Raw genomic sequence first — 25,538 nt, 5'->3', positions numbered from 1 at the left:
GCTGAAGCGATGAGCCGAGCGATGAGTTTCCGGGGCGGGCCCGGTCTGCCCTCATGACGAATCCTTTACCTCTTGCTCCTGTGAGAAGGCGGGCGGACATGAGCAGCATGGCCATCGAGACCGCGGGTCTGGTGAAGACCTTCGGCGACAACCGCGCGGTCGACGGCATCGACCTCACCGTCCCGGCCGGCACGGTCTACGGCGTACTGGGGCCGAACGGGGCGGGCAAGACCACGGCGGTCAAGATGCTCGCCACCCTGCTGCGGCCCGACGGGGGCGAGGCGCACGTGTTCGGGCACGACGTCGTGCGGGAGGCGGACGCCGTACGCGGCCGGGTGAGCCTGACCGGGCAGTACGCGTCGGTCGACGAGGATCTGACCGGCCTGGAGAACCTGATCCTGCTGGGCCGCCTCACGGGCCACTCCAAGCAGGCGGCGCGCGGCCGTGCCGGGCAGCTGCTCGACGCGTTCGGGCTCACGGAGGCCGCGGCGCGGCAGGTGAAGAACTACTCGGGCGGCATGCGGCGCCGTATCGACATCGCCGCGTCCATCCTGAACACCCCCGACCTGCTGTTCCTGGACGAGCCGACGACGGGGCTCGACCCGCGCAGCCGCAACCAGGTGTGGGACATCGTGCGCGCGGTCGTCGGTCACGGCACGACGGTCCTGCTCACCACGCAGTACCTCGACGAGGCCGACCAGTTGGCGGCGCGGATCGCCGTCATCGACCGGGGCAAGGTCATCGCGGAGGGCACCAAGGGCGAACTCAAGGCGTCGGTCGGCGCGGGCTCGGTCCATGTGCGGTTGCGGGAGGCCGCACAGCGCGAGGAGGCGGCGCGGCTGCTCGGCGCGGTGCTCGACGCGCAGGTGCAGCTCGAACCGGATCCGGTCGCGCTGACGGCGCGGGTGGGGACGGACGAGGCGGGTGCCGGGTCCAGCGGGGGTGGCGCCGCCGAGCAGGCCTCCCGGGCGCTCGCCGAGCTCGCCCGCGCCGGCATCACCGTCGACAACTTCTCCCTCGGCCAGCCGAGCCTCGACGAGGTGTTCCTCGCCCTGACCGGCACGGACGCCTCGCACCAGACCCCCACCGCGGACCTGAAGGAAGAGGCCACGGCATGAGCACCGCAGCCGGCACCACCGAGACGCAGGACCTCGCCCCCGTCAGGACCGAGTCCCTCGCCGAACTGCTCATCGCCACCGAGCGGCCGGCCAGGCCCACCGCGCTGTCCGCCTGCCTCACGTTCGGCTGGCGCGCCATCCTCAAGATCAAGCACGTGCCGGAGCAGCTCTTCGACGTCACGGCGTTCCCGATCATGATGGTGCTGATGTACACGTACCTGTTCGGGGGCGCGCTCGCCGGCTCCCCGTCCGAGTACATCCAGTACCTGCTGCCCGGCATCCTCGTGATGTCCGTCGTCATGATCACGATGTATACGGGCGTGTCGGTCAACACCGACATCGAGAAGGGCGTCTTCGACCGCTTCCGTACGCTGCCGATCTGGCGCCCGTCGACGATGGTCGGCTACCTCCTGGGCGACGCCCTGCGCTACGCCATCGCGTCGGTCGTCATCCTGACCGTCGGCCTCATCATGGGCTTCCGCCCGGACGGCGGCTTCGTCGGCGTCGTGGCGGGGATCGCGGTCCTGCTCGTCTTCTCCTTCGCGTTCTCGTGGATCTGGACGATGTTCGGGCTGCTGCTGCGCACGGAGAAGTCGGTGATGGGCGTCAGCATGATGGTGATCTTCCCGCTGACGTTCCTGAGCGACATCTTCGTGAAGCCGGAGACGATGCCGGGCTGGCTGCAGGCGTTCGTGAACAACAACCCGATCACCCACTGCTCGTCGGCGGTGCGCGCCCTGATGGACGGCACGTCGCCGACGACGGAGCTGGCGTGGACGCTCGGCTGGGCGCTGCTCCTGGTGGCGGTGTTCGGGCCGGTGACGATGCGTCTGTACAACCGTAAGTAGCCCGTGTTGCCCCATATGCAGTCGCCCCGGTCGCGCCCCGCGTGACCGGGGTCTTGCCTTGGAGGCGTGCCGAAATCCGTCCGCGGTCCGCTGTCCGCCGCCCTCCTGGTCCTCGCCTGCGTCCTGGTTCCGCTCGGCGTGCTCTCGATCTGGGCGACGTACGAGATCGGGGACCGGGACAGTTACGTCGCCACGATGGCGCCCCTCGCCTCCGACCCGGCGGTGCGCGCGGCGGTCGCCGACGAGGTCACGGGGTCGGTGATGAAGGAGATCGACGTGGGCCCGCTGCAGGGCACCGTCGAGTCGTTCGTACGGGACGCGGTGGCGTCGTTCACGGAGACGGCGTCGTACAAGACGGCCTGGAACGCGGCGAACCGCGCGGCGCACGACGCCGTGCAGTCGGCCCTGAACGACGACTCGAGCGGCGAGGTCACCATCGACCTCGCGCCCATCACGCAGCAGGTCAAGCAGCAACTGGTGGACGATGGGGTGCCGTTCGCGTCGAAGATCCCGGTGAAACACACGGACATCACGGTCCTGCAGTCCAAGGACCTGGGCTGGCTGTGGCACAGCTTCCACGCGCTGCAGGTGGCGGGCGTCTGGCCCGCGGTCGCGGCGGCGATCCTGGCCGCCGCGGGCATCCTCCTCGCCGGCCGGCGACGCAGGGCGGTCCTCGCCACGGCCCTCGGCATGGCGGTCGGCGCGGCGATCCTGGCGGCTGCGGTGGCCATCGGCCGGGCCCTCACCCTGGACGATCTCCCCTCGGACATCTCCCATGACGCGGCGGGCGCGGTGTACGACGCGCTGACGGAGACGCTGCGGGTGACGGCGTGGGTGATCATCGGGGTGATGGTGGTGGTTGCGGTGGCGGCGTGGCTGGGGCCGCGGGTGCGCCGCCGCGCCTGACCCCGGGCGGCGGCCGTCGGGCAACCGCCGTCCGCCGTGTCCCGTCTCTGGGGGAGGATGCGGGTGACCGGTGTGAGGGGTGGCTTCTTGGACAGCGCGGAGAGTGTGGCCGTCGGGGGCGACGTCGAGGGGGACCTGGACACGCCGGAACCGCGGCGGCGGAGGCGGGTGGGGCGGGTTGCCGCGTGGGGTGCCGGGCTGCTGCTGGCCGGGGTCAGCGTCGTCGCCGGGTTCCGGGTGGCCGACTCCGACGGAGTCACCCCCGTGCCGCAGGTCCTGGCGTTCCTGCCGTGGCTGCTCGTGCCCGCCGGTGCCGGACTGCTGCTGGCCGTGCTCGCGCGGTGGCGGGTCGGGACGGTGTGGGCGGTCGTCGCGCTCGGGGTGGTCGCCTGGTACGTGGAGCCGTACGGGAACACCGACGCGCCGAGCGGGCCCGCCGTCGCCGAAGTGCGGGTGCTGACGTCCAACGTCGAGTTCGGGGGCGGGACGGAAGGGCTGATCGAGGCCGTGCGCGAGGAGCGGCCCGACCTGCTCTTCGTCGAGGAGTGCGACTTCGCGTGCTCCGCGCTGCTCCGCGAAGAGCTGCCCCGCGCCGACTACCCCTACCGCGAGTCGGTCGAGGCGTCCGGCGCGGAGGGCTCCGTCATCCTCGCGAAGGTGCCGTTGAAGAGCGCGGACGGCGTCGAGGGCACCCTCGGCATGCCGGGCGCCGTCGCCGACGTGCGGGGCCACGCCGTACGCGTACAGCTCGCGCATCCCATGCCGCCGCTGCCCCGCGGGGTCGGCCTGTGGCAGTCCGAGCTGCGCCGGATCCAGGAGTACGCCGCCTCCGGGGGCGGCACGCCCACCATCATCGCCGGGGACTTCAACGCCACGCAGGACCACGCGGCGTTCCGGAAGGTCCTCGACGAAGGGCTCCGCGACGCCGCCCGCCTCTCCGGCGCGGCCCGCACCCCGAGCTGGCCCGCCGCCGCGCCCGCCCCGCTCGGCGCGCAGATCGACCACGTCCTCGCCACGCCCGACTTCTCCGCCCGGGACGCCCGCTTCCTGAACATCGGGAACACCGACCACCGTGCCCTCGTCGTCACACTGACCCTGCACAAAGCCGAAACAGAGCGTTGATCCTCCGGCCAGGGCAAGTCACGTAAAGCGCCGATAATGGGCGCATGCCCCGAGAGTCCCGCCCCGCCCGTCCGGTCCCACTGGGCCCGCTCACCCCACCCGACTGGCTGGTCAGGTCCCTCAAACCGCAGTCCGCGCCCATCCCCTGGGCGGCCGTGGCCCGCGCCTCCGTCGCGATGGCGCTCCCCCTCGCGCTCGGCATCCTCGCCGGGCAGCCCTCGTACGGCGCCCTCGCCTCCATGGGCGCCCTCTCCGGCGTCATCGGCGACACCGCCGACGCCTACCGCATGCGGATCTTCAACATCGCCGTCCCGCAGCTCTTCGGCGCCCTCGGCGTCACCCTCGGCTCGCTCGTCTTCGGGCACGGGTGGGTCGCCGTGGGCGCTGTCACCTTCGTCGCGCTCGTCTCCGGGATGATGTCGACGATCGGCGCGGTCGCCTCCGTGTCGGGGCTGCTCCTGCTGCTCAACTGCGTGGTCGGCGCCGGGCTGCCCATGCCGGGGCAGTGGTGGCTCGCGCCGCTCCTGATGACCGGCGGCGGCCTCCTCGTCCTCACCCTCGCCCTGCTCGCCTGGCCGCTGCGCTCCGGCGTCCCCGAGCGTGCCGCCGTCGCCGCGTCCTACCGTTCGGTGGCCGCGCTCCTCGACGCGGCGGGCACGGACGCGTACGACGAAGCGCGCACCGCGGTCACCGCCTCCCTGAACCAGAGCTACGACCTCGTCCTCGCCCGCCGCACCCGCGACCACGGCCGCAACCCCGAACTGGTGCGCCTGGTGGCCCAGCTGAACGCCTTGACCCCCATCATCGAGGCGGCCCCCGCGGCCGACCAGGCCGCCCGTCACGCCTGCGTACGCCTGCCGCCCGAGGTGCCCGTCGCGGTCCGCGCGCTCGCCGACGCGGTGGAGCGGGGCGAGACCCCGCGCACCGACCCCGCCGAGGCGCCCGCCCGCGCCGCCGCGCGCATCCCCGAACCCCAGGACCACGCGGCCCGCGCCCTCGACCACGCCGTACTGCACGCCGCGGAGACCCTCGCCGACCCCGACCCGCTCGGCGTCATCGAGGCCGACGACCGCCTCGGCCGCCCCGCCGACCTGCGCGTCCGCGCCCGCCGCGCCGCCCGCAACGTCGTCCTGTCCGGCGCCTCCTGGCGCTACGGCCTGCGCCTCGCCCTCTGCATCGGCCTCGCCCAGTCCCTGGTCTCGATCATCGACGTACCCAGGTCGTACTGGGTGGCGCTGACCGTCACGTTCGTCCTGAAGCCCGACTTCGGCTCGGTCTTCTCGCGGGCGGTCCTCCGCGCGCTCGGCACGGCGGCGGGTCTGGTGGTGGCGGCGGCGGTCCTGGCCGAGGTCCCCCACGGCTGGTGGGACGTCCCGGTGATGATGCTCCTGGCCCCGCTGATCCCGGCCCTGACCACCCGGGGCTACGGCTACCAGACAGCCGCGATCACCCCGGTGATCCTGCTCCTCTCCGACATCCTCAACCACCAGGGCCTCGGCCTCGTCGTACCCCGCCTCGTCGACAGCCTGATCGGCTGCGGCATCACGCTCGTCGCCGGGTACCTGCTCTGGCCGGAGAGCTGGGGCACGCGGATCGGCGACCGGCTCGCCGACGCGGTCGCGGACACGGCGCGGTACGTGGAGTGCGCGTTCGGCGACGGCGACGCGGCGGCCCGCGCCCGCATGCGCCGCGGCCTCTACCGCGACCTGTCCGTCATCCGCTCCGAGTTCCAGCGCGCCCTCACCGAGCCGCCGCCCACGGGGACGCGGGCGGCGGCGTGGTGGCCGTTGGTGGTCGCGGTCGAACGCATCCTGGACGCGACGACGGCGGCGAGGGTCCGCATCCGGCACGGAGCGGCTGCGCCGCGGCCGGAGGAGGTGGCCGAAGTGGCACGCGAGCTGCGGGCCCTGGCGGACCGGCTGCGGGCGTCGGTGGTCCTGGAAAAGGGCCACGTGAACTTCACGAACGACTCTCAGGACAGCGTCCTGGAGCCCCTACGCCAAGAGGTGGGCGCGGCACGAGCGGTGGCGTCCCCACAGGATAGGTGAAGGGGGCGCGGGGCACTGCGCGACCGGCCACGACCGGCCCGCAGCTCCCCGCGAAACCCAAGAAACGCGCGGGCCGCCTAGCGGACCTTGTGCAGCGCCTTGGCGAACCCGTTCGCCCAGAGCTGGTCCACCTTCGCCCGCTCCGTCGCATCCGGCTTCGAGTTCGTGCAGGACGGGCCGGGCCCGCCGCCCGACATCAGCTGGCTGCACGGCCCGTCGTACGTGTCGGGCAGCCCCAGCACGTGCCCGGTCTCGTGCGCGGTGACCCGCGTCGAGTCGTACTCCTTGTTCTGCGCGTAGTCCAGGAAGATGTACCCCTTGCCGTGGCCGTCCGTGCTCGCGTACGAGCCGCGCGCGTCATTGCCCTCGCGGTACGAGAAGCTCGCGCCCGAACTGCCCTCCTGCAGCTTGACGTTGGAGACCGAGCTGTTCCAGATCGACGTGGAGCTGGCTATCTGCTGGGCGAACGTGGGCGCGCCGGACGCGTCGTACGTGACGGTCACCGACTTCGCACCCGGATTGGCCGCACGCTTCTCGGCGACCGCCTTCACGACGGCCTCGAAGAACGCCTTGTTGGCCTTGGCCTCGGCGGCAGAACCCTCGTACGCGGCGTACGACGAGGTGGCGGAGACCGGCGCCGGCGCGGAGCCGGCAGGCGTGGCCGTGGCCGACGTCGCGCCGAGTCCGGCGACGGCAAGGCCGAGGGCAGCGGCGACAGACAGGTAACGCTTGTTCATGTGTGGGGGGCTTCCTACTCGTTCCACGACCGCGTGGGGGCGGTCGATGAAAGGTGAACGGTTCGGTAGCTGTGAGTGTCGGGGAGCGTGGGGCGCGTGGGAATGATGGCAACTCGCGATAGCCCGGAGCTATCGCCATGACCCGGCCTGCCCAGAACGGCCGGTTCTCATGGGGTTTGAGCGTCTGGTGCAGCGGCCGTACCGCCTCTACGCTCATCGGCCATGGAGCTCGAGGTGAGGCACCTCCGCGCACTGTGCGCCATCGCCGACACCGGCAGCCTGCACAAGGCCGCGCGGCAGCTCGGCATGAGCCAGCCGTCGCTGACGACCCAGCTGCGCCGCATCGAGCACGCGCTCGGCGGCCAGCTCTTCTCCCGCGAGCGCACGGGATGCCGCCCCACCCAGCTCGGCCGGGTCGTCCTCAGCCGCGCCAGGCCTCTCGTCACGGAGATGCGGGCGCTGGTCGCGGAGACGAAGGCGGCCGCCGCGCGCACCGCCGAGGGCCCGCAGCTGCGCATAGGCTCCACGGCGAGCCGCGCCATACCGGGCTGGCTGCGCAAGCTGCGCGCACGCCTCCCCGGCACCGAGATGTCGCTCCAGATGGACGTGTCCGCCAACGCGCTCCTGCGCATGGTGGAGACCGGCCACCTCGACATCGCGTTCGTGCACGAGGTGGAGGGCTGCCCGCTGCGGCTGCCGGAGAGCCTCCGAAGACGGGTCCTCCTCGACCGTGAGCCGCAGTTCGTCTCCCTCGCCGCGGACCATCCGGCGGCGGACCGGCCCGTCGTACGCCTCTCCGACCTCGCGGAGGACCGCTGGATGGTCGACCCGACGGTCGACGGCGAATGGGACGGCCTGCGCCGCGTCCTGACCGCGGCCGGGCTCAACCCGCGTGTCCTGCACGGCGATTACCTCACCGCGGCGTCCCTCGTCGCCACGGGCGAGGTCGTCGCGCTCTGCCAGCCGACGTCGCGCGGCAGGACCGACATGGCGGTACGTCCGCTGTACGGCGACCCCCTCGGCGTACGCCTGATCCTGGCGGCGCGCACGGAGGAGGAGCTCGACGCGGTGTACGGGGAGCTGGAGGCGGCCTACTGGGAGGCGGCCCGGCAGGCGCCCGCCTATGTGGAGTGGCTGCTGCGGTCCGGCGACGGCCGGGGGACGACCGGCGGGGCGCCCGGCGGGACGTTGGTCCCCGCGAGCCGGTGACTTTCGCCAGAACCCCCTCTGACCTGCACTTTCAGTCGCTTTACGGTACTGGGTCACGTCCTGGGCGCACTTGTTACGTTCCCTACGGATGACGCACACATGGCGCCCGTAACTTCATGTCCGTCGCCACCGCAAAGGGGCACAAACACGGACAGCTCGTCCGACCCATAGCCTGAGTAGACGAGGGAAGTCACCGCCATGCGCGCCACCCGCCGTACCTTCCGCACCGCCGCCATCGCCACCGGAGCCATCGCCGCGCTCGCCGTCCCCACCACGGCCGCGTTCGCGGTGGACGCGCCCTCGACACCGCAGGGCGGCCAGGTCGCGCAGGACGACCAGCAGAACGCCCAGGACCAGGACCAGAAGCAGGACCAGAAGCAGGAGCAGAAGCAGGACCAGGACCAGAAGCAGGACGAGAACAACCAGGACAAGACGAAGGACCAGGACAAGACGAAGGACCGGGACAACACCGACCAGTCCGACAAGGACAAGGACAAGGAGCAGCCCCCCGTCCCCGGCGGCTGGGAGTCGAAGGGCACGACGGACCTCGGCAAGGGCTGGACCGCGAACGTAGAGGTCAACGCCTCCGCCCGCACCGCCAAGGCGACGATCTCCCTCAGCGGTGCCGCGAAGGGCTCCCTCACCGCCTACGAGAAGTCCGCGTCGACGACCATCGACGGCAATACCTTCACCCTCACCCCGAGCGGTGCCATCACGATGAAGGCCAAGCCGACTCCGCCGAAGCCGCAGCCGAAGCCCGACCACAAGCGCGTCTTCGTGCGTGAGTACAAGAACCTCGGCGGCAGCGGCTTCGACGCGAAGGTCTACAAGGTCTCGGACGGCTACGAGGCCGACATGATCGCCAAGGCGCCCGACACCGGCAAGAAGTCGGTCTGGGACACGCTGAAGCAGACCGGCGACAAGCCCGCGTACGGCCGGCACAACGGCGCCCACTTCGTCCTCAACCCCGACGGCACCATGAAGGGCTGGACCGAGGGCCGGACGAACGGCAACGGCCACCACGAGCGCCACGACAACCACGGCACCAAGCCGCAGCCGCGGCCCCACTCCCACCCGCGCGACGAATCGCAGCGGGTCGTCCCGAGGGGCGGCGTCAAGGCCGGAGCCGAAGGCGTCCGGTCAAGCTCCGAGTCCTCGTCCGACGACGCCCCGCTGATCGCCGCGGGCGGCGGCATGGCGGCGGCGGGCGCGGCGGGCCTCGGCTTCGCGCTGTACCGCCGCAAGCAGAACGGCTGAGCACGATCCGACAGCGGTACGACGATGGGGCACCCCGCACCGAGCGGGATGCCCCGTTTCCGTACTGTCGGCGTCTCAGACGCCGATGTCGCAGCCGTCCTCGCGCCACACCGAGACGACCGCCGGGCGGACGATCTTGCCGGGTCCGTCGGGCCAGGCGCTCGCCGGCTTCTCCACGGACGCGCCGTCGATTTCGCCCGGGTGCTGCACGGAGACGAGGACGCGCCGGTCCTGGATGATCGGCCCGCACGTCTCGGCGCCGGTCGGCATCGTCAGGAACTGCTTGAGCTCACCGCGCCGGTCACCGCGCGTGGCGACGCCGAACAGGCCGTCGTGCGATCCCAGTTGGTTGCCGTCGGTGGAGATCCACAGGTTGCCGTGCGGGTCGAAGGCGACGTTGTCCGGGCAGGAGATGGGGGAGACCCGCTCCTTGGGGAAGCCCGCGAAGTACGTGGCGGGGTCGTTCGGGTCACCGGCGACGAGGAACAGCGACCAGCCGAAGGAGGTCGCGTCCGCGCGGTTGCGGCGCTCGGTCAGCTCCAGGATCTGCCCGTGCTTGTTGAGGTTGCGCGGGTTGGCCTCGTCGGCACCCGTTTTGCCCGCCTTGCCGCGGTCGGAGTTGTTCGTCAGGGCCACGTACACCTTGCCGGTGTGCGGCGACGGCTCGATGTCCTCGGGCCGGTCCATCTTCGTGGCGCCCACCTTGTCACCGGCGAGGCGCGTGAAGACGTACACCTCCTCGGCGGTCATGCCGTCGACGTGGCTGACGGCCTTGCCGCCGGGCCCGGCGGTGGCGAGCGGAATCCAGGTCCCGCTGCCGTCGAACTCGCCGTCGGCGGGAAGCGTCCCCTTCCCGTCGATCTGGTCGGCGGGCGAGTCACCGGTCAGCTTGGCGACGTAGAGCGTCCCCTCGTCGAGCAGGGTCAGGTTGTGCTCGTGCGCGGCGCGGGACGTGCCCTTGGCGACGCGCTTGCTGCTGACGAACTTGTAGAAGTAGTCGAACTTCTCGTCGTCGCCCATGTAGACGACGGGACGGCCGTCGTGCGTGAGGCGCGGCTGTGCGGCCTCGTGCTTGAAGCGGCCGAGCGCGGTGCGCTTGCGCGGGGTCGAATCGGGGTCGTACGGGTCGAGTTCGACGACCCAGCCGAACCGGTTGGCCTCGTTGGGCTCCTGGGCGAGGTCGAAGCGGCGGTCGAACCTCTCCCACTTCCGCTCGGAGGCGGCACCGGTCACGCCGTACCGCTTGAGGCGGGCGGCGGTCTTCGGGTCGGTGACCTTGTCCGCGTTGCCGAAGTACTGGTTGAAGTTCTCCTCGCCGTGCAGGGTCGTGCCCCACGGGGTGGTGCCGCCCGAGCAGTTGTTGAGGGTGCCGAGAACGGTGGTGCCGCGCGGGTCGGCCTTGGTGCGGACGAGCTCGCTGCCCGCGACGGGGCCGGAGAGCCGGAACGGGCTGGTGGCGGTCAGCCGCCGGTTGAGCTGGTGCCGCGAGACGGCACGCAGCGCCCCGCTCCTCCTCTCCCCCTCCACGACGACCACGGACAGACCGTGGGCGGCCCAGGCGATCTCGACCTGCTCACGGGTGGGGTTCGCGGGGTCGTACCCCTTGAACATCAGAACCTCGTCCGTGTACTCGTGGTTGGCGACGAGGACCTGCCGGCCGTGCTCGCGCCGGAGCGGCAGCAGGCTGAGGAAGTCGTTGTTGTACCCGAACTGCCCGGCCTGGGCCTTGGCGGTCTGCTTCTCGGCGTCGAAGGCGGGCGCGCCGCGGAGGATGGGCTCGCCCCACCGTATGACGATGTTCTGCTCGTACCCGTCGGGGACGGTGACGGTGTCGGCGGTGTTGGGGGCGACGGGGGTGAACCGGAGCCCGCGGGCTCCCTTGTTCCTACGGTTCTTGCCGTGCCCGTAGCCGCGCTCCGCGGCCGTGGGCGCGGCGGCGACGGCCTCTCCCGCTCCCGGCCCGGCCAGGACCGCGCCGCCCGCGGCGGTGGCGACCGTCACGACGGCGGCGGCGCGCATCATCGAACGTCGGCTGAGCGCACCGGCGATGACGTCGCCGACGTACGCGTTGTCACTGGTGTTGGGCACCTCGCCGAAGCAGGCGTCACCGCAGCGGAACCGGCAGGTCAGGGCGGAACGGCCGCCGCTCCCCTGATGCGAGGTGATGATCGGCAGCAGCTTGGGCACGAGTCCTCCGTCGTTGTGGCTTGATTCCGCCGTGAGGCTAGGCGCGGGGTTCGGCACGGCGGCGGCCTGCGGGTGAACGGACGGTGAATCCGTGGCGCATGGGAGGGAGTTGTGGTGCGGGTTTGTCGACGCCTCCGCACGACGGTTCGTGGAGTGGCTCGCGCGGTAGGTTCGCGGGGGTGGCTCGCGTGGGTGACGGCTGATGACCCTGCCCAAGATCGCGTACAGCGGCGGCTAACCTTACGTGTCCGCCCTGGCCAGGGATTTTCGGGAATCAACTCACGCGAAGGGTTGCGCACATGGGCATTCTGAACCGCCTGCGGAACGCGTTCGGACGGTCACGCAAGGAGAGCGTTCCGGAGGCACGGGAGCCTGAGCGTGCGACGTCGACCGAGCAGAGCTCGGCTTCTCCCTCTCCCTCCGCCCCGGAGAAGGACTCGCCCTCCGGCCCGGAGCAGGACACGGCTCCCCCCGTATCGGTGACGGTCCCGTCCCCGTCGCCGGAGCCGACCCCACCCCCGAAGGCGAAGCTCCCCTCCCCCAGCAAGGAGCCCACTCCGACGGTGGACGACCTGGTGGCAGCAGCCTTCGACAACGTCACGGTCCCGTCCCCGTCCCGGGAACGCACGCCCGCACGCGGGGAGAACGCCGAGCCGACTCCCACGGAGCCGGAGGCCGAGGCCAGCTCGCAGGCCAGCTCCGAGCCGAAGGCTGACGCCGCCGACCCCGAGGCCGCCACCGCCAAGCCCACGCCCGAGCCGGAGGCACAGGTCACGGAGACCGAGGCCACCACCGACCCCGAGCCGAAGGCCGACACCGCCGAACCCGAGGCCGCCACCGCCAAGCCCACGCCCGAGCCCGCGCCGGAGGCTGAGCCGACCCCCGAGCCGGAGCCCGAGACCGCCCCTGAGGCCGAACCCGAGCCGAAGGCTGACGCCGCCCCGGCGCAACCCGCAGCAACTCCGGACCCTGAACCCGAGGCGGCACCGAAGGCTGACGGCACCAAGACGGAGGCCGCTCCCGCCGAGCCCGCGGCGACGCCGAAGGCAGACGGCACCAAGACGGAGGCCGCTCCTGCCGAGCCCGCGGCGACGCCGAAGGCAGACGGCACCAAGACGGAGGCCGCTCCTGCCGAGCCCGCGGCGGCACCGAAGGCTGACGCCGCGGGGACCGAGACCGCCACCGCCGAGCCCGAGCCCGCGCCCGCGCCCGCGCCGAAGGCTGACGGCGCCGAGACGGAGGCCGCTCCTGCTGTGGGCAATCGTCCCGCTGGGCGGGACGGGTGGGCACAGCCCCCGGTGCAGGGTGCCGATGAAGAGGGCGCTTCCGAGGACAGGCCCGAGCCGCAGGCTGAGGCCACCGCCAAGGCCGACCCCGAGCCGCAGGCTGAGTTCAGCCCGGAGGCCGACCCCGAGCCACAGGCTGAGGCCACCGCTGAGGCCGGCCCGGAGGGTGACGGCCACCCCGCCCCGGGGAGCGGAAAGCCCGCCGTCCCGGCAGCACGGGTGCGCTCCAAAGCCCCGGCGCTGGCCACCGCATACCGAGCCGCAGGCACCGCCCTGAAGAAGCACGACCTCACAGGAACCCGAGCCCAGGTCTACCTGGTCCTCGACCGCTCCGGCTCCATGCGCCCGTACTACAAGGACGGCTCCGCCCAGAGCCTCGGCGAACAGATCCTCGCCCTCGCCGCCCACACGGACCCCGAGGCCACCGTCCACGTCGTCTTCTTCTCGACGGAGATCGACGGCACCGGCACCCTCACGCTCGAAGAGCACGAGAACCGCATCGACGAGATGCACGCCGCCGCGGGCCGCATGGGCCGCACCAGCTACCACCGCGCGATCGAAGAGGTCGTGGCCCACTACGAGAAGTCGGACCACAAGGGCGAGCCGGCGCTGGTCGTCTTCCAGACGGACGGCCCCCCGGACACGAGGGGCGTGGCGACGCAGGCGCTGGCGGACGCCGCCGCGCACCCCCTGTTCTTCCAGTTCGTCGCGTTCGGCGACCACGACGCGAAGGGCTTCGACTACCTCCGCAAGCTCAAGGCGGACAACGCGGCGTTCTTCCACGCGGGCCCGACCCCTCGGGAGCTCACGGACAAGGAGCTGTACGAGGGCCTGCTGGCGTCCTGGCGTCCGTAACCCGAGGCACCCCACTCCAGGGGGCGCACCGAAAGCCACCGGCCGCACCGGAACCCACCGGCCGCACCGGAGGCCCTCGGTCCACCCCCTGGAATCGAGGTGAGTGGATCTTCACAGGGCCGTTAGGATTTCGACCATGGCGGCCACTGGATCCGAGAAGCAGGGGACGAGCGCAGACAGCGCAGACGCGAAGGCGTACTACGTCTCGACCCCCATCTACTACGTAAACGACGCTCCTCACCTGGGCCACGCCTACACGACCGTTGCAGGGGACGTGCTCACGCGCTGGCACCGTCAGCGCGGCGAGAAGGTGTGGTACCTCACCGGCACGGACGAGCACGGTCAGAAGATCATGCGCACGGCCGAGGCGAACGACGTCACCCCCCAGGAGTGGTGCGACAAGCTCGTCACCGAGGCCTGGAAGCCCCTCTGGGAGCACCTGAACATCGCGAACGACGATTTCATCCGTACGACGGAGAAGCGTCACACCGACCGCGTGCAGGAGTTCGTCCAGGATCTCTACGACAAGGGCGAGATCTACAAGGGCGGCTACGAGGGCCCGTACTGCGTGGGCTGCGAGGAGTACAAGCTCCCCGGCGACCTCATCGAGGCCGAGGACGGCACGAAGCTGTGCCCGATCCACAAGAAGCCGGTGGAGCTCCTCAAGGAGGAGAACTACTTCTTCAAGCTGAGCGAGTACGGAGACAAGCTCCTCGCCCTCTACGAGGCGAACCCCGGCTTCATCCAGCCGGAGTCGGCCCGCAACGAGGTGGTGAACTTCGTCAAGCAGGGCCTCCAGGACCTCTCCATCTCCCGCTCGACGTTCGACTGGGGCGTCAAGGTCCCCTGGGACGACAAGCACGTCATCTACGTCTGGGTCGACGCCCTCCTGAACTACGCGACGGCCGTGGGCTACGGCGCGAACCAGGAGAAGTTCGACTCGACCTTCCCCGCGAACGTGCACCTCGTCGGCAAGGACATCCTCCGCTTCCACGCGGTGATCTGGCCGGCGATGCTGCTGGCGCAGGGCCTGCCCGTGCCCGGCAAGGTCGCGGCCAACGGCTGGCTGATGGTCGGCGGCGAGAAGATGTCGAAGTCGAACCTGACGGGCATCAAGCCGCAGGACCTGACCTCCCACTTCGGCGTGGACGCGTACCGCTGGTACTTCCTGCGCGCGATCGCGTTCGGCAGCGACGGCTCCTTCTCGTGGGAGGACTTCTCGGCCCGCTACACGAGCGAGCTGGCGAACGACTACGGCAACCTCGCGTCCCGTGTCGCGGCGATGATCGGCAAGTACTTCGGCGGCGAGCTGCCCGCGGCGACGGCGTCCGGTGACGCCGAGCAGGCGGTCCAGGACGGCCTCGCCAAGGCCGTCGCGACCGCCGACCGCGCGATCGGCGAGGAGCTGGACTTCCAGGGCGGCATCCTGGCGATCTTCGACTTCGTGAAGCAGGTCAACGGCTACATCACGGAGCAGGAGCCGTGGAAGGTCGCGAAGGACGACTCCGAGGCGGGCAAGGCCCGCCTGGCGACGATCCTCTACACGGCGGCGGAGTCCCTCCGCGCGGTGGCGGTCCTCCTGAACCCGGTCATGCCGGAGACCTCCCGGAAGCTCTGGGACTCCCTCGGCGCGGAGCCGCTCCTGGGCGCGCTCGCCGACCAGGACGTCCGCGCGGCCGCCACGTGGGGCACGCTCCCCGCGGGCGCGACGGTCACGAAGGGCGCGGTCCTGTTCCCCCGCCTGGAGGAGAAGCCGACCGCGTAGCGGTACGCAGCGCTTTGCCGGGAAAGTCCCGGTGCCGCCCCCTGACACACGAGGGCAGCACCGGGACTTTCCCGTACGTCAGGCTTCGTCGCCGTCGCCGTCGAACAGCGCAGCCGCGTCGGGCACCTCATAGGAACGGTCGAGCCACACCGCGAGACGGTCCAGGTCACCGCAGGACCTCACCCGCTCCCGCTCCGTCTCGGAAAGCTCGACGCCGCGCCAGTCGAGCGTGCGCAGGATGACTCGCCCCCGCTCCTCGGCCCGCGCCTCCTCGCGCCCTACTTCCCGCACCTTCTCGGCGACCTCGTGGCGGAAGAAGTAGTTGGTCGTCGTCATCAGGTCCCTCCAGATTTTCTGCGTCCGGGGGTCGACCAGGCCTGACTCGGTGAGCTGGGCGAAAACCGCCGCGCTGTCGGGGTCGATGGTTTCCAGGCCGGCGGCCAGTGACGAACAGGTAGTTGCCCTCATCGGTGTCCACCCGTAACAGGGTGTCGCACCGCCGCTCGATGGGTTCGATCTCGGTGAGGTCCGCGTTGAGGATCGCGATGTCCCGGGGCTCCGGGAGCGAAGATCCGGTGCAGTGCCTCGTGTGACGAGCCGACCATCGGTTCTTCTTTCTGTTCGGCATGATCAACGAGCTAGGCGGCGTTGAGTTCGCACCAGACGTATTTGCCGGAGTCGGTGGCCTCGGGGTGCCAGCCCCAGCCGTCCGCGCAGGCCCGTACGAGGTCGAGCCCGCGTCCCTGCTCGGCCTCCGCGTCGGCGACGCGCGGAGGCGGGGCGGGCGGCGTCGGGTCCGCGTCCCACGCACCGATCCGCAGCACCCCGTCGGCGTAGCGGACGCGGAGGGCGGCGGGGCCCTTGGTGTGCCGCACGGCATTGGACACGAGCTCCGTCGTCAACAGCTCGGCCATGTCGATGAGTTGCGGCAAGCAGTGCAGGGCGAGGATGAGACGGAGGGAGCGGCGGCAGATCGTGACGGCGCGGAGGTCGTGGGGGATGTACAGGGTGTACTCCCAGGGTTCGCTTTCGCTTCCGGGCATGCGAGAACTCCTGTGGTCAGGGGGGGAGTTACCGGGCGCGGCGGGTTCTGGGCGGTGGCAGTGGCACCCTCGTCACGGCATGGCGGGGTGGTGCGCTTCCGGGATCCCGGTTCTCGCAGCGTGTGCGACGCGTCACTGACGGTAGGGTAGAAATTCATACCCCCGCAAGGCGGCCGCGTAATCTGACACCCGAAGGGGTGGCTCAACCACGCCTGACGTCAGCGCCGTTGAGGAGAACAGACCCGGATGACGATGCGGAACGAGCCCACTGCCCGCCAGGTACGCCTGGGTACGGAGCTGCGCCGACTGCGCGAAGCCGCAGGCATGTCGGCCAAAGAGGTCGCGGGACTGCTCGGCTCCAGCTCTGCGCACATGAGTCAGATCGAGGCGGGCAGATCCGGCATCAGCGAAGACCGACTGCGCAGGCTGGCGGCGCACTGCGCCTGTCGGGACGAGCAGCTGATCGACGCGTTGCTGCTGATGGCGACGGAACGCTCACGCGGGTGGTGGGAGGAGTACCGGGGCTCGCTGCCCACCGCGTTCCTGGACATCTCCGAACTCGAACACCACGCCACGTTCCGGCGTGACGTCGAGTTCCTCCAGATCCCGGGCCTCCTCCAGACGGAGGACTACGCCCGCGCGCTCTTCTCGTTCAGGGTCCCTGAGCTCCCCCAGAGCGAACTCGAACCACGCGTGAGCCACCGCATGAGGCGTCGTACCGTCATCGAGGCTCCCCGGGCCATCCCCTATGACACCGTCATCCACGAGTCTGCGCTCCGCTTCCGGGTCGGAGACCGCTCGGCCGCCCGGACTCAGCTCACTCACGTCCTCGAACTCTCCGACATCGACAACGTCACCGTGCGCGTCATCCCATTCGACCTGGACGGGTTCGCCGGTTCCAGCAGCGCGATGGTGTACGCAGGCGGCACCGTTGCCCAGCTGGACACCGTCGTACGGGATGCGCCACACGGCACCGGGTTCCTGGACTCCCAGGCCCAACTGGCTCGGTTCCGAACACTCTTCCGTAGGGTGGAGGAGCTAGCGCTCACCCCTGAACGGTCACGGGATTTCATCCACAAGTTGGCGAAGGAACTGTGAGGCCCGCCATGTCCACCCCTCAACACTGGCAGAAGTCCACCTTCTCCGGCGGGGGCGACGGCAACGCTTGCGTCGAACTGGCAAGCACCGACGCCTACATCTACCTCCGCGAAAGCGACGAGCCCAGCGTCGAACTGACGACTGCCCCAGCCACCCTGAACCAGCTACTGCGGGCCATCAAGGCAAGCCAGCAGTGATCGCTCCCCGAGTTGAGAAACTCGGCCCGTGATCCGCCCAGCTTCCTCACATGGTCACATCGCAACACGAGGCCTCGCACAGGATCTTCCAGGATCGCCCCGAGCTCCTGACGCCCGTCTTCCGGCTCCTGGGCGTGGCGCTCCCCGAGAATCCGACCGTCGAGGTGATCACGCCGGACGTCACGGAGACCCGGCCCATCGAGCGCCGTGTCGACACCCTGCTCCGGGTCAGCGCCCCGAACGGCCGCGCATTCCTGCTGTTCGTAGAGGCCCAACAACGCAAGGACCGGGAGAAGGCGGTGAGTTGGGGGAGCGAGTAAGCCCAGACGCCCGCCTACGAGGCGGGCGTCATTCCCCGTACGCCCCCACCAACCGCGCCAACTGCCGCCCCACCGCCCGCAACGGCTCCTCGCTGCGGGCGACCTGCGCCGTGACCTCGGCGCCTTCCAGCGCGCCGATCACGGTCGTCGCCACCTCGCGCGCGTCCTGCACCGAGAACCCCGCCCCGAGCAGCCGCTCCTCCACGATCCGCTCCCAGCCGCGCAGCGCCTCCGCGCACACCCGCTGGATCTCCGAGTCCGTGCCGAGCGTCTCCAGGGCCGCCGCCGTGACCGGGCAACCGTCGACCCACCCCGACTCCCGCAACCCCACGGCGAGTTCACCCGCGCAACGCTCGATCGCGGCGCCCGGGGCGTCGTCGCCGGCCAGCCCCGCCCGCAGCAACTCCGCGAACTCCTCCGCGCTGTAACCGATCGCGGCCACCGCGACCGCCTCCTTCCCGCCGGGGAAGAAGTGGTAGACGGAGCCCAGCGTCGCCCCCGCCTCCTTGGCGATCTGCTTGATGCCCGTACCCACGTAGCCCTGCCGCTGGATGAGGCGTGCGGCGACGACCACGATCCGGTCGCGGGTGCCGAGGGCGTCGAGCGCTGAGCTGTTCTGGACCATGTCCCCACCCTACCCGCCATTAAGTAGAGCGTTCGTTCTAGAGGCGTGCTACGTTCTCTCCACGCACTAGATAGAGCGATCGTTCTAGAGAGGTCGGAGTCACCCATGCCCAACGCACCGCAGCAGTCCGTCACCGTCATCGGCCTCGGCCCCATGGGCCAGGCCATGGCCGCCGCCTACCTCGACCGCGGCTACCACGTCACCCTCTGGAACCGCACCCCGTCCCGCGCCGACGCCCTCGTGGAGCGGGGAGCGATACTCGCCGACAGCGTCGAGAGCGCCCTGCTCGCCAACGAGCTCGTCATCCTCAGCCTCACCGACTTCGACGCCATGTACGAGATCCTGGAGCCCGCCAAGGACGCCGTCGCCGGCCGCACCCTCGTGAACCTCAGCTCGGACACCCCGGAGAAGGCACGGGCGGGGGCCCGTTGGGTGGCCGGGCTCGGCGGGACGCAACTCACCGGCGGCGTCCTCTGCCCGCCGCCGCTCATCGGCACCCCGGAGGCCTCGACGTTCTACAGCGGGCCTCGCGAGGCGTACGACCGGCACCGCACCGCACTCGAAGTCATCACCGGGACGACCGACTACCGGGGCGAGGACCAGGGGCTCGCCGCGCTCATGTACCAGCTGAACATGGCGGTCTTCTGGCCCGCGATGATCGCCTTCTGGCAGACCGCCGCCATCGCGGGCGCCCATGGCCTGACCGCTCAGGAGATCGCGCCGTACGTCACGGAGAACTTCGCCGGCATGGGCCACTTCGTCGACTTCTACGCGTCCCGCATCGACGCGGGCAACCACGCGGGCGACGTCGACCGCACCGCGATGGGCCTGGCCAGCATGGAGCACGTCGTCCACACCGCATCCGACGCCGGCGTGGACACCGCGTTCCCGGAGGCCGTGCACGACATCTTCCGGCGGGTCGTGGACGCCGGTCACGGCGCGGACAGCTTCTCGCGGGCCGTGGAGCTCATGAGCAAGCCCGCCGCCTGAGCGGCCCGAGCAGCCGGAGCGCCCGAGTGGCCTGAGACAGCGACCGAACTGGTCCACAGCGCCGTCAATTCGTACGTGATCGGCGTGACGGCCGGCGAAGCCGCGTATCTTGATCTCATCGCCCGACGCGGCGTGGCAGAACGGGAGTTCGCGGAGAAGCTGCGGGGTGACGGGGGGCCGGAGACGCGTACGGGCGATTCTGAGCGGGTGCGCGAGGAGACTTTCACCCACGGGCTTCAGCGCGTCAGCGACGGTCCCCAGGCGCGGTTGGACTCGACTGCCCCTTGAATCACGCTCGGTTCGACTGCCCACTCGAAACGGGAGATACGCGTCACGGTGAGCTAAGTCATGCGCAGGGGAGGCTTAAATTGACGCCGCCTTCACACCTGTGTACGTAAGCTTCACGACATGGCCACGACTCCCTCCCCCGACCGGCGACGCACCGCCGACGAGGTCAATGAGGAAATCCGTGCGCTGTGGTTGCGCGCGGGCGGACGCCTCCGACCGGACGAACGCCTCGTATACGAACGGCTCGTGACGGAATGGGCCGAGGCGGAAGCGAACTCCTCCCCGACGACAGCGGCTTGACCTCCAGAGCCCTGGAAGACCTCCAGAGCAGAAGGCCCCGGAACCATAGGTTCCGGGGCCTTCTTGCGACGTCACCCCGTCGCAGGGGAAACCGCTACTGCGCCGCCGGCTTCCGCAGGGAGATGTTCAGCTCCCGCAGACGCGACTCGTCGAGCTCCGTCGGCGCCCCCATCATCAGGTCCTGCGCGTTGCCGTTCAGCGGGAACGAGATCGTCTCGCGGATGTTCGGCTCGTCCGCGAGGAGCATCACGATGCGGTCGACGCCCGGCGCGATGCCACCGTGCGGCGGCGCACCGAGGCGGAACGCGCGCAGCATGCCCGCGAACTCGTGCTCGACGGTCTCCGCGTCATAGCCCGCGATCTCGAACGCCTTGAGCATGACCTCGGGCTCGTGGTTCCGGATCGCGCCGGAGGAGAGCTCGATGCCGTTGCAGACGATGTCGTACTGCCAGGCGAGGATGTCGAGCGGGTCCTTCTCCTCCAGGTCCTTCATGCCGCCCTGCGGCATCGAGAAGGGGTTGTGGGAGAAGTCGATCTTGCCGGTGTCCTCGTCCTTCTCGTACATCGGGAAGTCGACGATCCAGCAGAAGCGGAAGACGCCCTCCTCGAAGTGGCCCGCGCGCTTCGCGGCCTCGACGCGGACCGCCGACATGATCTTCGAGACCTCGTCGAACTCGCCCGCGCCGAAGAAGACCGCGTGGCCGGGGGCGAGGGAGAGGCGCTTGGTGAGCTCCTCGACGTTCGCCTCCGTCAGGAACTTGGCGATCGGGCCGCTCAGCGAACCGTCCTCGGCGACGCGCACCCAGGCCAGGCCCTTCGCGCCCTGCTCGACCGCGTAGTCGCCCAGGCCGTCGAAGAACTTGCGGGACTGCGACGCCGTGTCCGGCACCGGCAGCGCGCGCACGTGCTTGCCCGCGAAAGCCTTGAACTCCGAGTCGGCGAAGATGTCCGTGATGTCGACGAGTTCGAGCTTCGCGCGCAGGTCCGGCTTGTCGTTGCCGTACTTCAGCATCGACTCGCGGAACGGGATGCGCGGGAAGGGCGACGTGACCTCGCGACCGCCGCCGAACTCCGTGAAGAGCTCCGTCATCAGCTTCTCGATGGGCTGGAAGACGTCTTCCTGCTCCACGAAGCTCATCTCGACGTCGAGCTGGTAGAACTCGCCCGGCGAGCGGTCCGCGCGGGCGTCCTCGTCGCGGAAGCACGGCGCGATCTGGAAGTAGCGGTCGAAGCCCGAGATCATCAGCAGCTGCTTGAACTGCTGCGGGGCCTGCGGGAGCGCGTAGAACTTGCCCGGGTTGAGGCGGGACGGGACGACGAAGTCACGGGCGCCCTCGGGGGACGTCGCGGTGAGGATCGGCGTCGCCATCTCGTTGAAGCCGAGGGCGACCATCTTCGAGCGGATCGAGGCGATCACGGCGCTGCGCAGCATGATGTTGCGGTGCATGCGCTCGCGGCGCAGGTCCAGGAAGCGGTACTCCAGGCGGCGCTCCTCGTTCACGCCGTCCTCGGCGTTGATCGTGAAGGGCAGCGGGCCCGCAGCGCCGAGCACCTCGACCTCGCTCGCCTCGATCTCGATCTCGCCGGTGGGCAGCTCCGGGTTCACGTTGTCCGAGCCGCGCGAGACGACCTTGCCGTCGACACGGACGACGGTCTCCTTGGACAGCTTGTCCAGGACCTCGGCGGCCTTGGTGCCGGGGCGGGCCACCAGCTGCGTGATGCCGTAGTGATCGCGGAGATCGATGAAGAGAATGCCGCCCAGGTCTCGGCGATTGTGCAGCCAGCCGCTCAGCCGGACGTCGGTGCCGACGTCAGAGGCGCGGAGCTCGCCGCAGGTGTGGGACCTGTACCGATGCATCGTCGTTCATCCAGTCTTCGCGAATAGGGGAGAGAGCAGACCCCCACAAGGCTACCGTCCGGCCGAAGATCGGTTTCCGGATATCCGTGCCGGCCACCCTCCCGAGGGCCCGGTGAGGGCCCCGGGACCGGCCTGGCTCGACGGGGCTCGGTGGCGCCTACCGTGTACATCTTCCTAAAGTGGGTCAATGCGCACCGACGATCCCCTCCTGCAGGTGGGGGACGACTCCCTGCCTCCCGTACGGGACGTCCTGGCCGCGATCGCGACCGGTCTGTGGCGCTGGGACAACGCGTCCGGAACTGTCACGCTCGACGCCGAGGCGGCCCGGCTCCTCGGCCTGCCCGCCCGCGCCCAGACCCTTTCCGAGGCGGGCGTGCGCTCCCGTTTCCACCCGGTCGACTGGAACGAGATCTACGGAACCGTCCAGCTCGCCGTCGCCGAGGGCACCCTCGCCGAGGCCCGGCTGCGGATCATGGACGAGACCGGGCGGCGGGTGCTGCGGACCGTGCGCAGCCGCTCCAAGCCGGTGATGCACGGCGCGACCGAGGCGTACGAGCTGGTGGGGACCTTGCAGGAGGTCACCGAGCCCGCGCCGGGGACCGCCGCCCGCACCCCCGTCACCGGGGACTGGCGCCGCTCGCGCGAGGCGTTCCTGCTCGACGCGGGGCGCGCGCTCGCCGAGGCGCGCTCCACGGAGGAGGTCCTCAGGGTCGCCGGCGGGCTCTCCATGCCGGGGTTCTCGCCGGACGGCCTCGCGGTCTTCGGGGTCGAGGGCGAGCGGCTGACGATCATCGGGCACCACGGCCACGAGCCCGGCGACGACGGCCCCTTCTCCGCGATGCCGCTGGACACGGACTACCCGGCCGCGGAGGTGGTGCGCACGGGGCGTGCCGTCTACCTCTCCACCCCGGAGGACTACCGCAGGCGCTATCCCGCCGCCTGGCCGCTGGCCAGCCGCTTCGAGCGGCAGTCGTGGGCGTTCCTGCCCCTGACGGTCGCCGGGCGCACGATGGGGGCGTGGATGGCGGCGTTCACGTATCCCGTCTCGTTCACGCCCGACGAGCGCTCCGTCCTGACGACGGTGGCGCGGATGCTGGCGCAGGCCCTGTCGCGGGCCGGGGTCGCGGAGTCCGAGCGGGAGCTGACGGAGGGGCTGCAGCGGTCGATGCTGCCGATGCTCGGGCCGCAGATCCCGGGGATGAGCGTGGCCGCCCGCTATGTGCCGACGGGCGGCGGGCTGCAGGTCGGCGGCGACTGGTACGACATGATCCCGCTGCCCAGCGGCCGTATCGCCTTCGTCATCGGCGACGTGCAGGGGCACGACGTGCGGGCGGCGGGCCTGATGGGGCAGCTGCGGATCGCCCTGCGCGCGTACGCCTCCGAGGGGCACCGCCCCGACGCGGTCCTCTCCCGCGCCACCCGCTTCCTCTCCGGGATCACGGAGTCCATCACCTACGGGTCGAGCGGCACGGGCGCCGACGAGGCCAACGAGTACGACCCGCGCTTCGCGACCTGCCTGTACGTGGAGGCCGACCCGGCGACCGGCGTCCTGGAGATGGCGCGTGCGGGCCACCCCGAGCCCGCGATACGCATGAGCGACGGAACGGTTCTGCTGCGCCCCGCCGCGGGGGGCCTGCCGCTCGGCATCGATCCCGACGCCGACTACCCCACCACCCGGCTCGTCCTTGAACCCGGCGAGACGATGCTGATCTGCACCGACGGCCTCATCGAGACCGGCGGCCACGACCTGGACACCGGCTGGTCGCGGATCAGGGCGACCCTGGAGGAGTACGCGGGGGAGGGCGAGCCCGACGCCCTGGAGCAGCTCGCCGACGCGCTCGTGCAGGCCGTGCACGGGCCCTCCTCGCACCACACCACCGGCCCCTTCGCGGACCGCCGCGAGGACGACATAGCCGTGCTGCTGCTGAGCAGGACGGGCCACCCGGAGCGGCGCACGGACGCCCGCCGCACCGTCCTGACCGTCGCGCAGGCCGAGCCGGAGCGCATCGCGGGGGCCCGCAGCCACCTGCGGGACCTGTTGCACGACTGGGCGGACGACGACCAGGTCGACTCGGCGGTCCTGATGGTCTCCGAGATGCTCACGAACGTCCTCGTGCACACGGACGGCGACGCCCTGATGGTCGCCGAGGTCACCGGTGAGCCCGGGGCGCGGCGGCTGCGGGCCGAGGTCGCCGACGGCAGCGACGACCTGCCGCACAAGCGCCACCCGGGCGAGCTCGCCTCGTCCGGTCGTGGCCTGGTCCTGATGGAGCTGCTCGCCGGGGCGTGGGGCGTGGATCCGCGCGGCGACGGCAAGAGCATCTGGTTCGAGCTCTACGAGGACGCGGGCGCCTCCGGCGGTTTCGTGGACGTGGACGACTTGGCCATGGACGCGGACGCCGACGTTCCGGAGTAGCGTCCCCGCAGCTCGGAGACGATGCCGAACGCCGCCGCCGTCAGCGGCACCGCGAGCAGCATGCCGAGGATCCCGGCCACCGAGGCGCCCGCGGTGATCGCCAGCATCACGACCGCCGGGTGCATCTGCACGGTCCTGCTCTGGATCATCGGCTGGAGGATGTGGCCTTCGAGGAGCTGGACGGCGAGGACCACGCCGAGCGCCCACAGCGCGATGGCGAAGCCGCGGTCGGCGAGGGCGACCAGGATGGCGACGGCGCCGGACAGGAACGCGCCCAGGTAGGGGATGTACGCGCCGACGAACACGAGCGCGCCGAGGCCCCAGGCGCCGGGGACGCCGAGGATCAGCAGCCCCACGGTGATGCACAGGGCGTCGATGAACGCGATGATCGTCGTGCCGCGCATGAATCCCTCGATGGCCTCGAAGGCGCGCCGCGCCATGGCCTCGATGGAGTCGGCGCTGTCGCCCGGGGCGAGCTGGCGCAGGGTGCCCATGGCGCGCTCCGAGTCGCGCAGGAAGAAGAAGACGAGCAGCAGCGCGAGGACGGCCATCGCCATCATCTCGCCGACGGTGCTGAGCCCGCTGATCACTCCGGACGCGGCGGTTCCGCCGAACTTGCCGAAGAGTTCCTTGGCGTTGGACGCCATGTCGTCGAGCGAGGTCCCGGCCGCCCCGAAGTACTTCGACAGGTCCGTGGCGGCCTGCTTGAGGGAGGCGAGGATCTGGTCGCCGCTGTCGATCAGCGCCTTGACGACGATGTAGCCGGCGCCGCCGACGACGGCGACGACGGCCGCGCAGGTGAGGCCCGCCGCGAGGGAGCGCTGCACCTTCATCCTGAGCAGGCGCCGGTACAGCGGTCCGAGGAGCGCGGTGCCGAGCAGCGCGAGGAGGACCGGGGTCACCGCGGTCTTGAAGGTGACGCACAGCCAGATCCCCACGGCGGCCACGCCGGTGACGAGCAGGAGGACGACGCACCAGGCGGCGATGCGGCGCACGGGCTCGGGCAGGAGGGTACTCACTCCTCCTACCCGAGCACGTCGCTCCGGGCGCCGCACGTTATGTACG

General features: G+C 70.8%; 22 protein-coding genes. 15 read left to right on the top strand and 7 right to left on the bottom strand.

Annotation, left to right across the window (positions count from 1 at the left end; all coding sequences use genetic code 11):
* Nucleotides 1-98 precede the first annotated feature (98 nt).
* The 5 genes from DEJ47_RS19605 to DEJ47_RS19585 all read left to right on the top strand — a co-directional run bounded on the left by DEJ47_RS19605 (nt 99) and on the right by DEJ47_RS19585 (nt 6,042).
* Nucleotides 99-1,118, top strand: a complete 1,020-nt coding sequence (locus DEJ47_RS19605) for an ATP-binding cassette domain-containing protein (RefSeq protein WP_150170104.1) — start codon at nt 99-101, stop codon at nt 1,116-1,118.
* Nucleotides 1,115-1,966 (top strand): ABC transporter permease, encoded by an 852-nt coding sequence (locus tag DEJ47_RS19600; RefSeq protein WP_150170102.1) that lies wholly within the window; start codon nt 1,115-1,117, stop codon nt 1,964-1,966. The genes DEJ47_RS19605 and DEJ47_RS19600 overlap by 4 nt, the downstream gene beginning before the upstream one ends.
* Before the next feature lie 66 nt (nt 1,967-2,032).
* Nucleotides 2,033-2,872 (top strand): hypothetical protein, encoded by an 840-nt coding sequence (locus DEJ47_RS19595; RefSeq protein ID WP_150170100.1) that lies wholly within the window; start codon nt 2,033-2,035, stop codon nt 2,870-2,872.
* Between the two features lie 87 nt (nt 2,873-2,959).
* Nucleotides 2,960-3,994 (top strand): endonuclease/exonuclease/phosphatase family protein, encoded by a 1,035-nt coding sequence (locus tag DEJ47_RS19590; protein WP_398336297.1) that lies wholly within the window; start codon nt 2,960-2,962, stop codon nt 3,992-3,994.
* A 44-nt stretch (nt 3,995-4,038) separates the two neighbouring features.
* The gene (locus DEJ47_RS19585; RefSeq protein ID WP_150170096.1) at nt 4,039-6,042 is read left to right on the top strand and encodes an FUSC family protein; all 2,004 of its coding nucleotides are present in this window, start codon (nt 4,039-4,041) and stop codon (nt 6,040-6,042) included.
* 77 nt (nt 6,043-6,119) lie between these two features.
* Here the strand turns inward: DEJ47_RS19585 and snpA are convergent, their stop codons facing one another.
* Nucleotides 6,120-6,779: a snapalysin gene (gene snpA / locus DEJ47_RS19580; protein WP_150170094.1), complete on the bottom strand. Its 660-nt coding sequence runs from the start codon at nt 6,777-6,779 to the stop codon at nt 6,120-6,122.
* Between the two features lie 222 nt (nt 6,780-7,001).
* Here snpA and DEJ47_RS19575 point away from each other — a divergent pair, with 222 nt between their 5' ends.
* Nucleotides 7,002-7,988 carry a LysR family transcriptional regulator gene (locus DEJ47_RS19575; RefSeq protein ID WP_150170092.1) on the top strand — a complete coding sequence of 329 codons (987 nt, stop codon included), beginning with the start codon at nt 7,002-7,004 and terminating at the stop codon, nt 7,986-7,988.
* Between the two features lie 198 nt (nt 7,989-8,186).
* Nucleotides 8,187-9,245: a hypothetical protein gene (locus DEJ47_RS36480; RefSeq protein ID WP_161235697.1), complete on the top strand. Its 1,059-nt coding sequence runs from the start codon at nt 8,187-8,189 to the stop codon at nt 9,243-9,245.
* A gap of 75 nt (nt 9,246-9,320) precedes the next feature.
* Here the strand turns inward: DEJ47_RS36480 and DEJ47_RS19565 are convergent, their stop codons facing one another.
* Nucleotides 9,321-11,432, bottom strand: a complete 2,112-nt coding sequence (locus tag DEJ47_RS19565) for a PhoX family protein (RefSeq protein ID WP_150170090.1) — start codon at nt 11,430-11,432, stop codon at nt 9,321-9,323.
* Nucleotides 11,433-11,731: 299 nt separating this feature from the next.
* Here DEJ47_RS19565 and DEJ47_RS19560 point away from each other — a divergent pair, with 299 nt between their 5' ends.
* Together DEJ47_RS19560 and metG are read left to right on the top strand one after the other, a co-directional pair.
* Nucleotides 11,732-13,573 carry a VWA domain-containing protein gene (locus DEJ47_RS19560; RefSeq protein WP_150170088.1) on the top strand — a complete coding sequence of 614 codons (1,842 nt, stop codon included), beginning with the start codon at nt 11,732-11,734 and terminating at the stop codon, nt 13,571-13,573.
* A gap of 136 nt (nt 13,574-13,709) precedes the next feature.
* Entirely contained in the window at nt 13,710-15,338 is a 1,629-nt protein-coding gene (gene metG, locus DEJ47_RS19555) for a methionine--tRNA ligase (protein ID WP_150170086.1), read from the top strand.
* Between the two features lie 78 nt (nt 15,339-15,416).
* Here metG and DEJ47_RS19550 read toward each other — a convergent pair whose 3' ends face one another.
* Together DEJ47_RS19550 and DEJ47_RS19545 are read right to left on the bottom strand one after the other, a co-directional pair.
* Nucleotides 15,417-15,806, bottom strand: a complete 390-nt coding sequence (locus tag DEJ47_RS19550) for a hypothetical protein (protein WP_317850821.1) — start codon at nt 15,804-15,806, stop codon at nt 15,417-15,419.
* A gap of 170 nt (nt 15,807-15,976) precedes the next feature.
* Nucleotides 15,977-16,381: an ATP-binding protein gene (locus tag DEJ47_RS19545; protein ID WP_150170084.1), complete on the bottom strand. Its 405-nt coding sequence runs from the start codon at nt 16,379-16,381 to the stop codon at nt 15,977-15,979.
* 246 nt (nt 16,382-16,627) lie between these two features.
* Between DEJ47_RS19545 and DEJ47_RS19540 the strand changes: the two genes are divergently transcribed.
* The 3 genes from DEJ47_RS19540 to DEJ47_RS19530 are packed head-to-tail and all read left to right on the top strand — an operon-like array spanning nt 16,628 to nt 17,996.
* Nucleotides 16,628-17,479 (top strand): helix-turn-helix domain-containing protein, encoded by an 852-nt coding sequence (locus tag DEJ47_RS19540; RefSeq protein ID WP_150170082.1) that lies wholly within the window; start codon nt 16,628-16,630, stop codon nt 17,477-17,479.
* An 8-nt stretch (nt 17,480-17,487) separates the two neighbouring features.
* Nucleotides 17,488-17,676, top strand: a complete 189-nt coding sequence (locus tag DEJ47_RS19535) for a DUF397 domain-containing protein (protein WP_150170080.1) — start codon at nt 17,488-17,490, stop codon at nt 17,674-17,676.
* Between the two features lie 50 nt (nt 17,677-17,726).
* On the top strand, nt 17,727-17,996 hold the full coding sequence (locus tag DEJ47_RS19530; protein ID WP_150170078.1) for a hypothetical protein: 270 nt from the start codon (nt 17,727-17,729) through the stop codon (nt 17,994-17,996).
* 28 nt (nt 17,997-18,024) lie between these two features.
* Here the strand turns inward: DEJ47_RS19530 and DEJ47_RS19525 are convergent, their stop codons facing one another.
* Entirely contained in the window at nt 18,025-18,621 is a 597-nt protein-coding gene (locus DEJ47_RS19525) for a TetR/AcrR family transcriptional regulator (protein ID WP_150170076.1), read from the bottom strand.
* Nucleotides 18,622-18,726: 105 nt separating this feature from the next.
* On the opposite strand from DEJ47_RS19525, the gene DEJ47_RS19520 reads away from it, so the two are divergent.
* Both DEJ47_RS19520 and DEJ47_RS19515 read left to right on the top strand, forming a co-directional pair.
* Entirely contained in the window at nt 18,727-19,611 is an 885-nt protein-coding gene (locus DEJ47_RS19520) for an NAD(P)-dependent oxidoreductase (RefSeq protein ID WP_150170074.1), read from the top strand.
* 408 nt (nt 19,612-20,019) lie between these two features.
* Entirely contained in the window at nt 20,020-20,199 is a 180-nt protein-coding gene (locus DEJ47_RS19515) for a hypothetical protein (RefSeq protein ID WP_150170072.1), read from the top strand.
* A 94-nt stretch (nt 20,200-20,293) separates the two neighbouring features.
* On the opposite strand, the gene aspS is transcribed toward DEJ47_RS19515, so the two are convergent.
* Nucleotides 20,294-22,057, bottom strand: a complete 1,764-nt coding sequence (gene aspS / locus DEJ47_RS19510) for an aspartate--tRNA ligase (protein WP_150170070.1) — start codon at nt 22,055-22,057, stop codon at nt 20,294-20,296.
* A gap of 187 nt (nt 22,058-22,244) precedes the next feature.
* Between aspS and DEJ47_RS19505 the strand changes: the two genes are divergently transcribed.
* Nucleotides 22,245-24,473, top strand: coding sequence for a SpoIIE family protein phosphatase (locus DEJ47_RS19505; RefSeq protein ID WP_150170068.1), 2,229 nt, complete (start codon nt 22,245-22,247; stop codon nt 24,471-24,473).
* Here the strand turns inward: DEJ47_RS19505 and DEJ47_RS19500 are convergent.
* Complete coding sequence (locus DEJ47_RS19500; protein ID WP_150170066.1) at nt 24,392-25,492, bottom strand: AI-2E family transporter; 1,101 nt, start codon at nt 25,490-25,492, stop codon at nt 24,392-24,394. The genes DEJ47_RS19505 and DEJ47_RS19500 overlap by 82 nt on opposite strands.
* Between the last annotated feature and the right edge of the window lie 46 nt (nt 25,493-25,538).

This window comes from Streptomyces venezuelae, assembly GCF_008642355.1.
GTDB lineage: Bacteria > Actinomycetota > Actinomycetes > Streptomycetales > Streptomycetaceae > Streptomyces > Streptomyces venezuelae_B.
The sequence above is the reverse complement of the archived record's forward strand: the minus strand, read 5'-3'. Positions and strand labels throughout refer to the sequence as shown.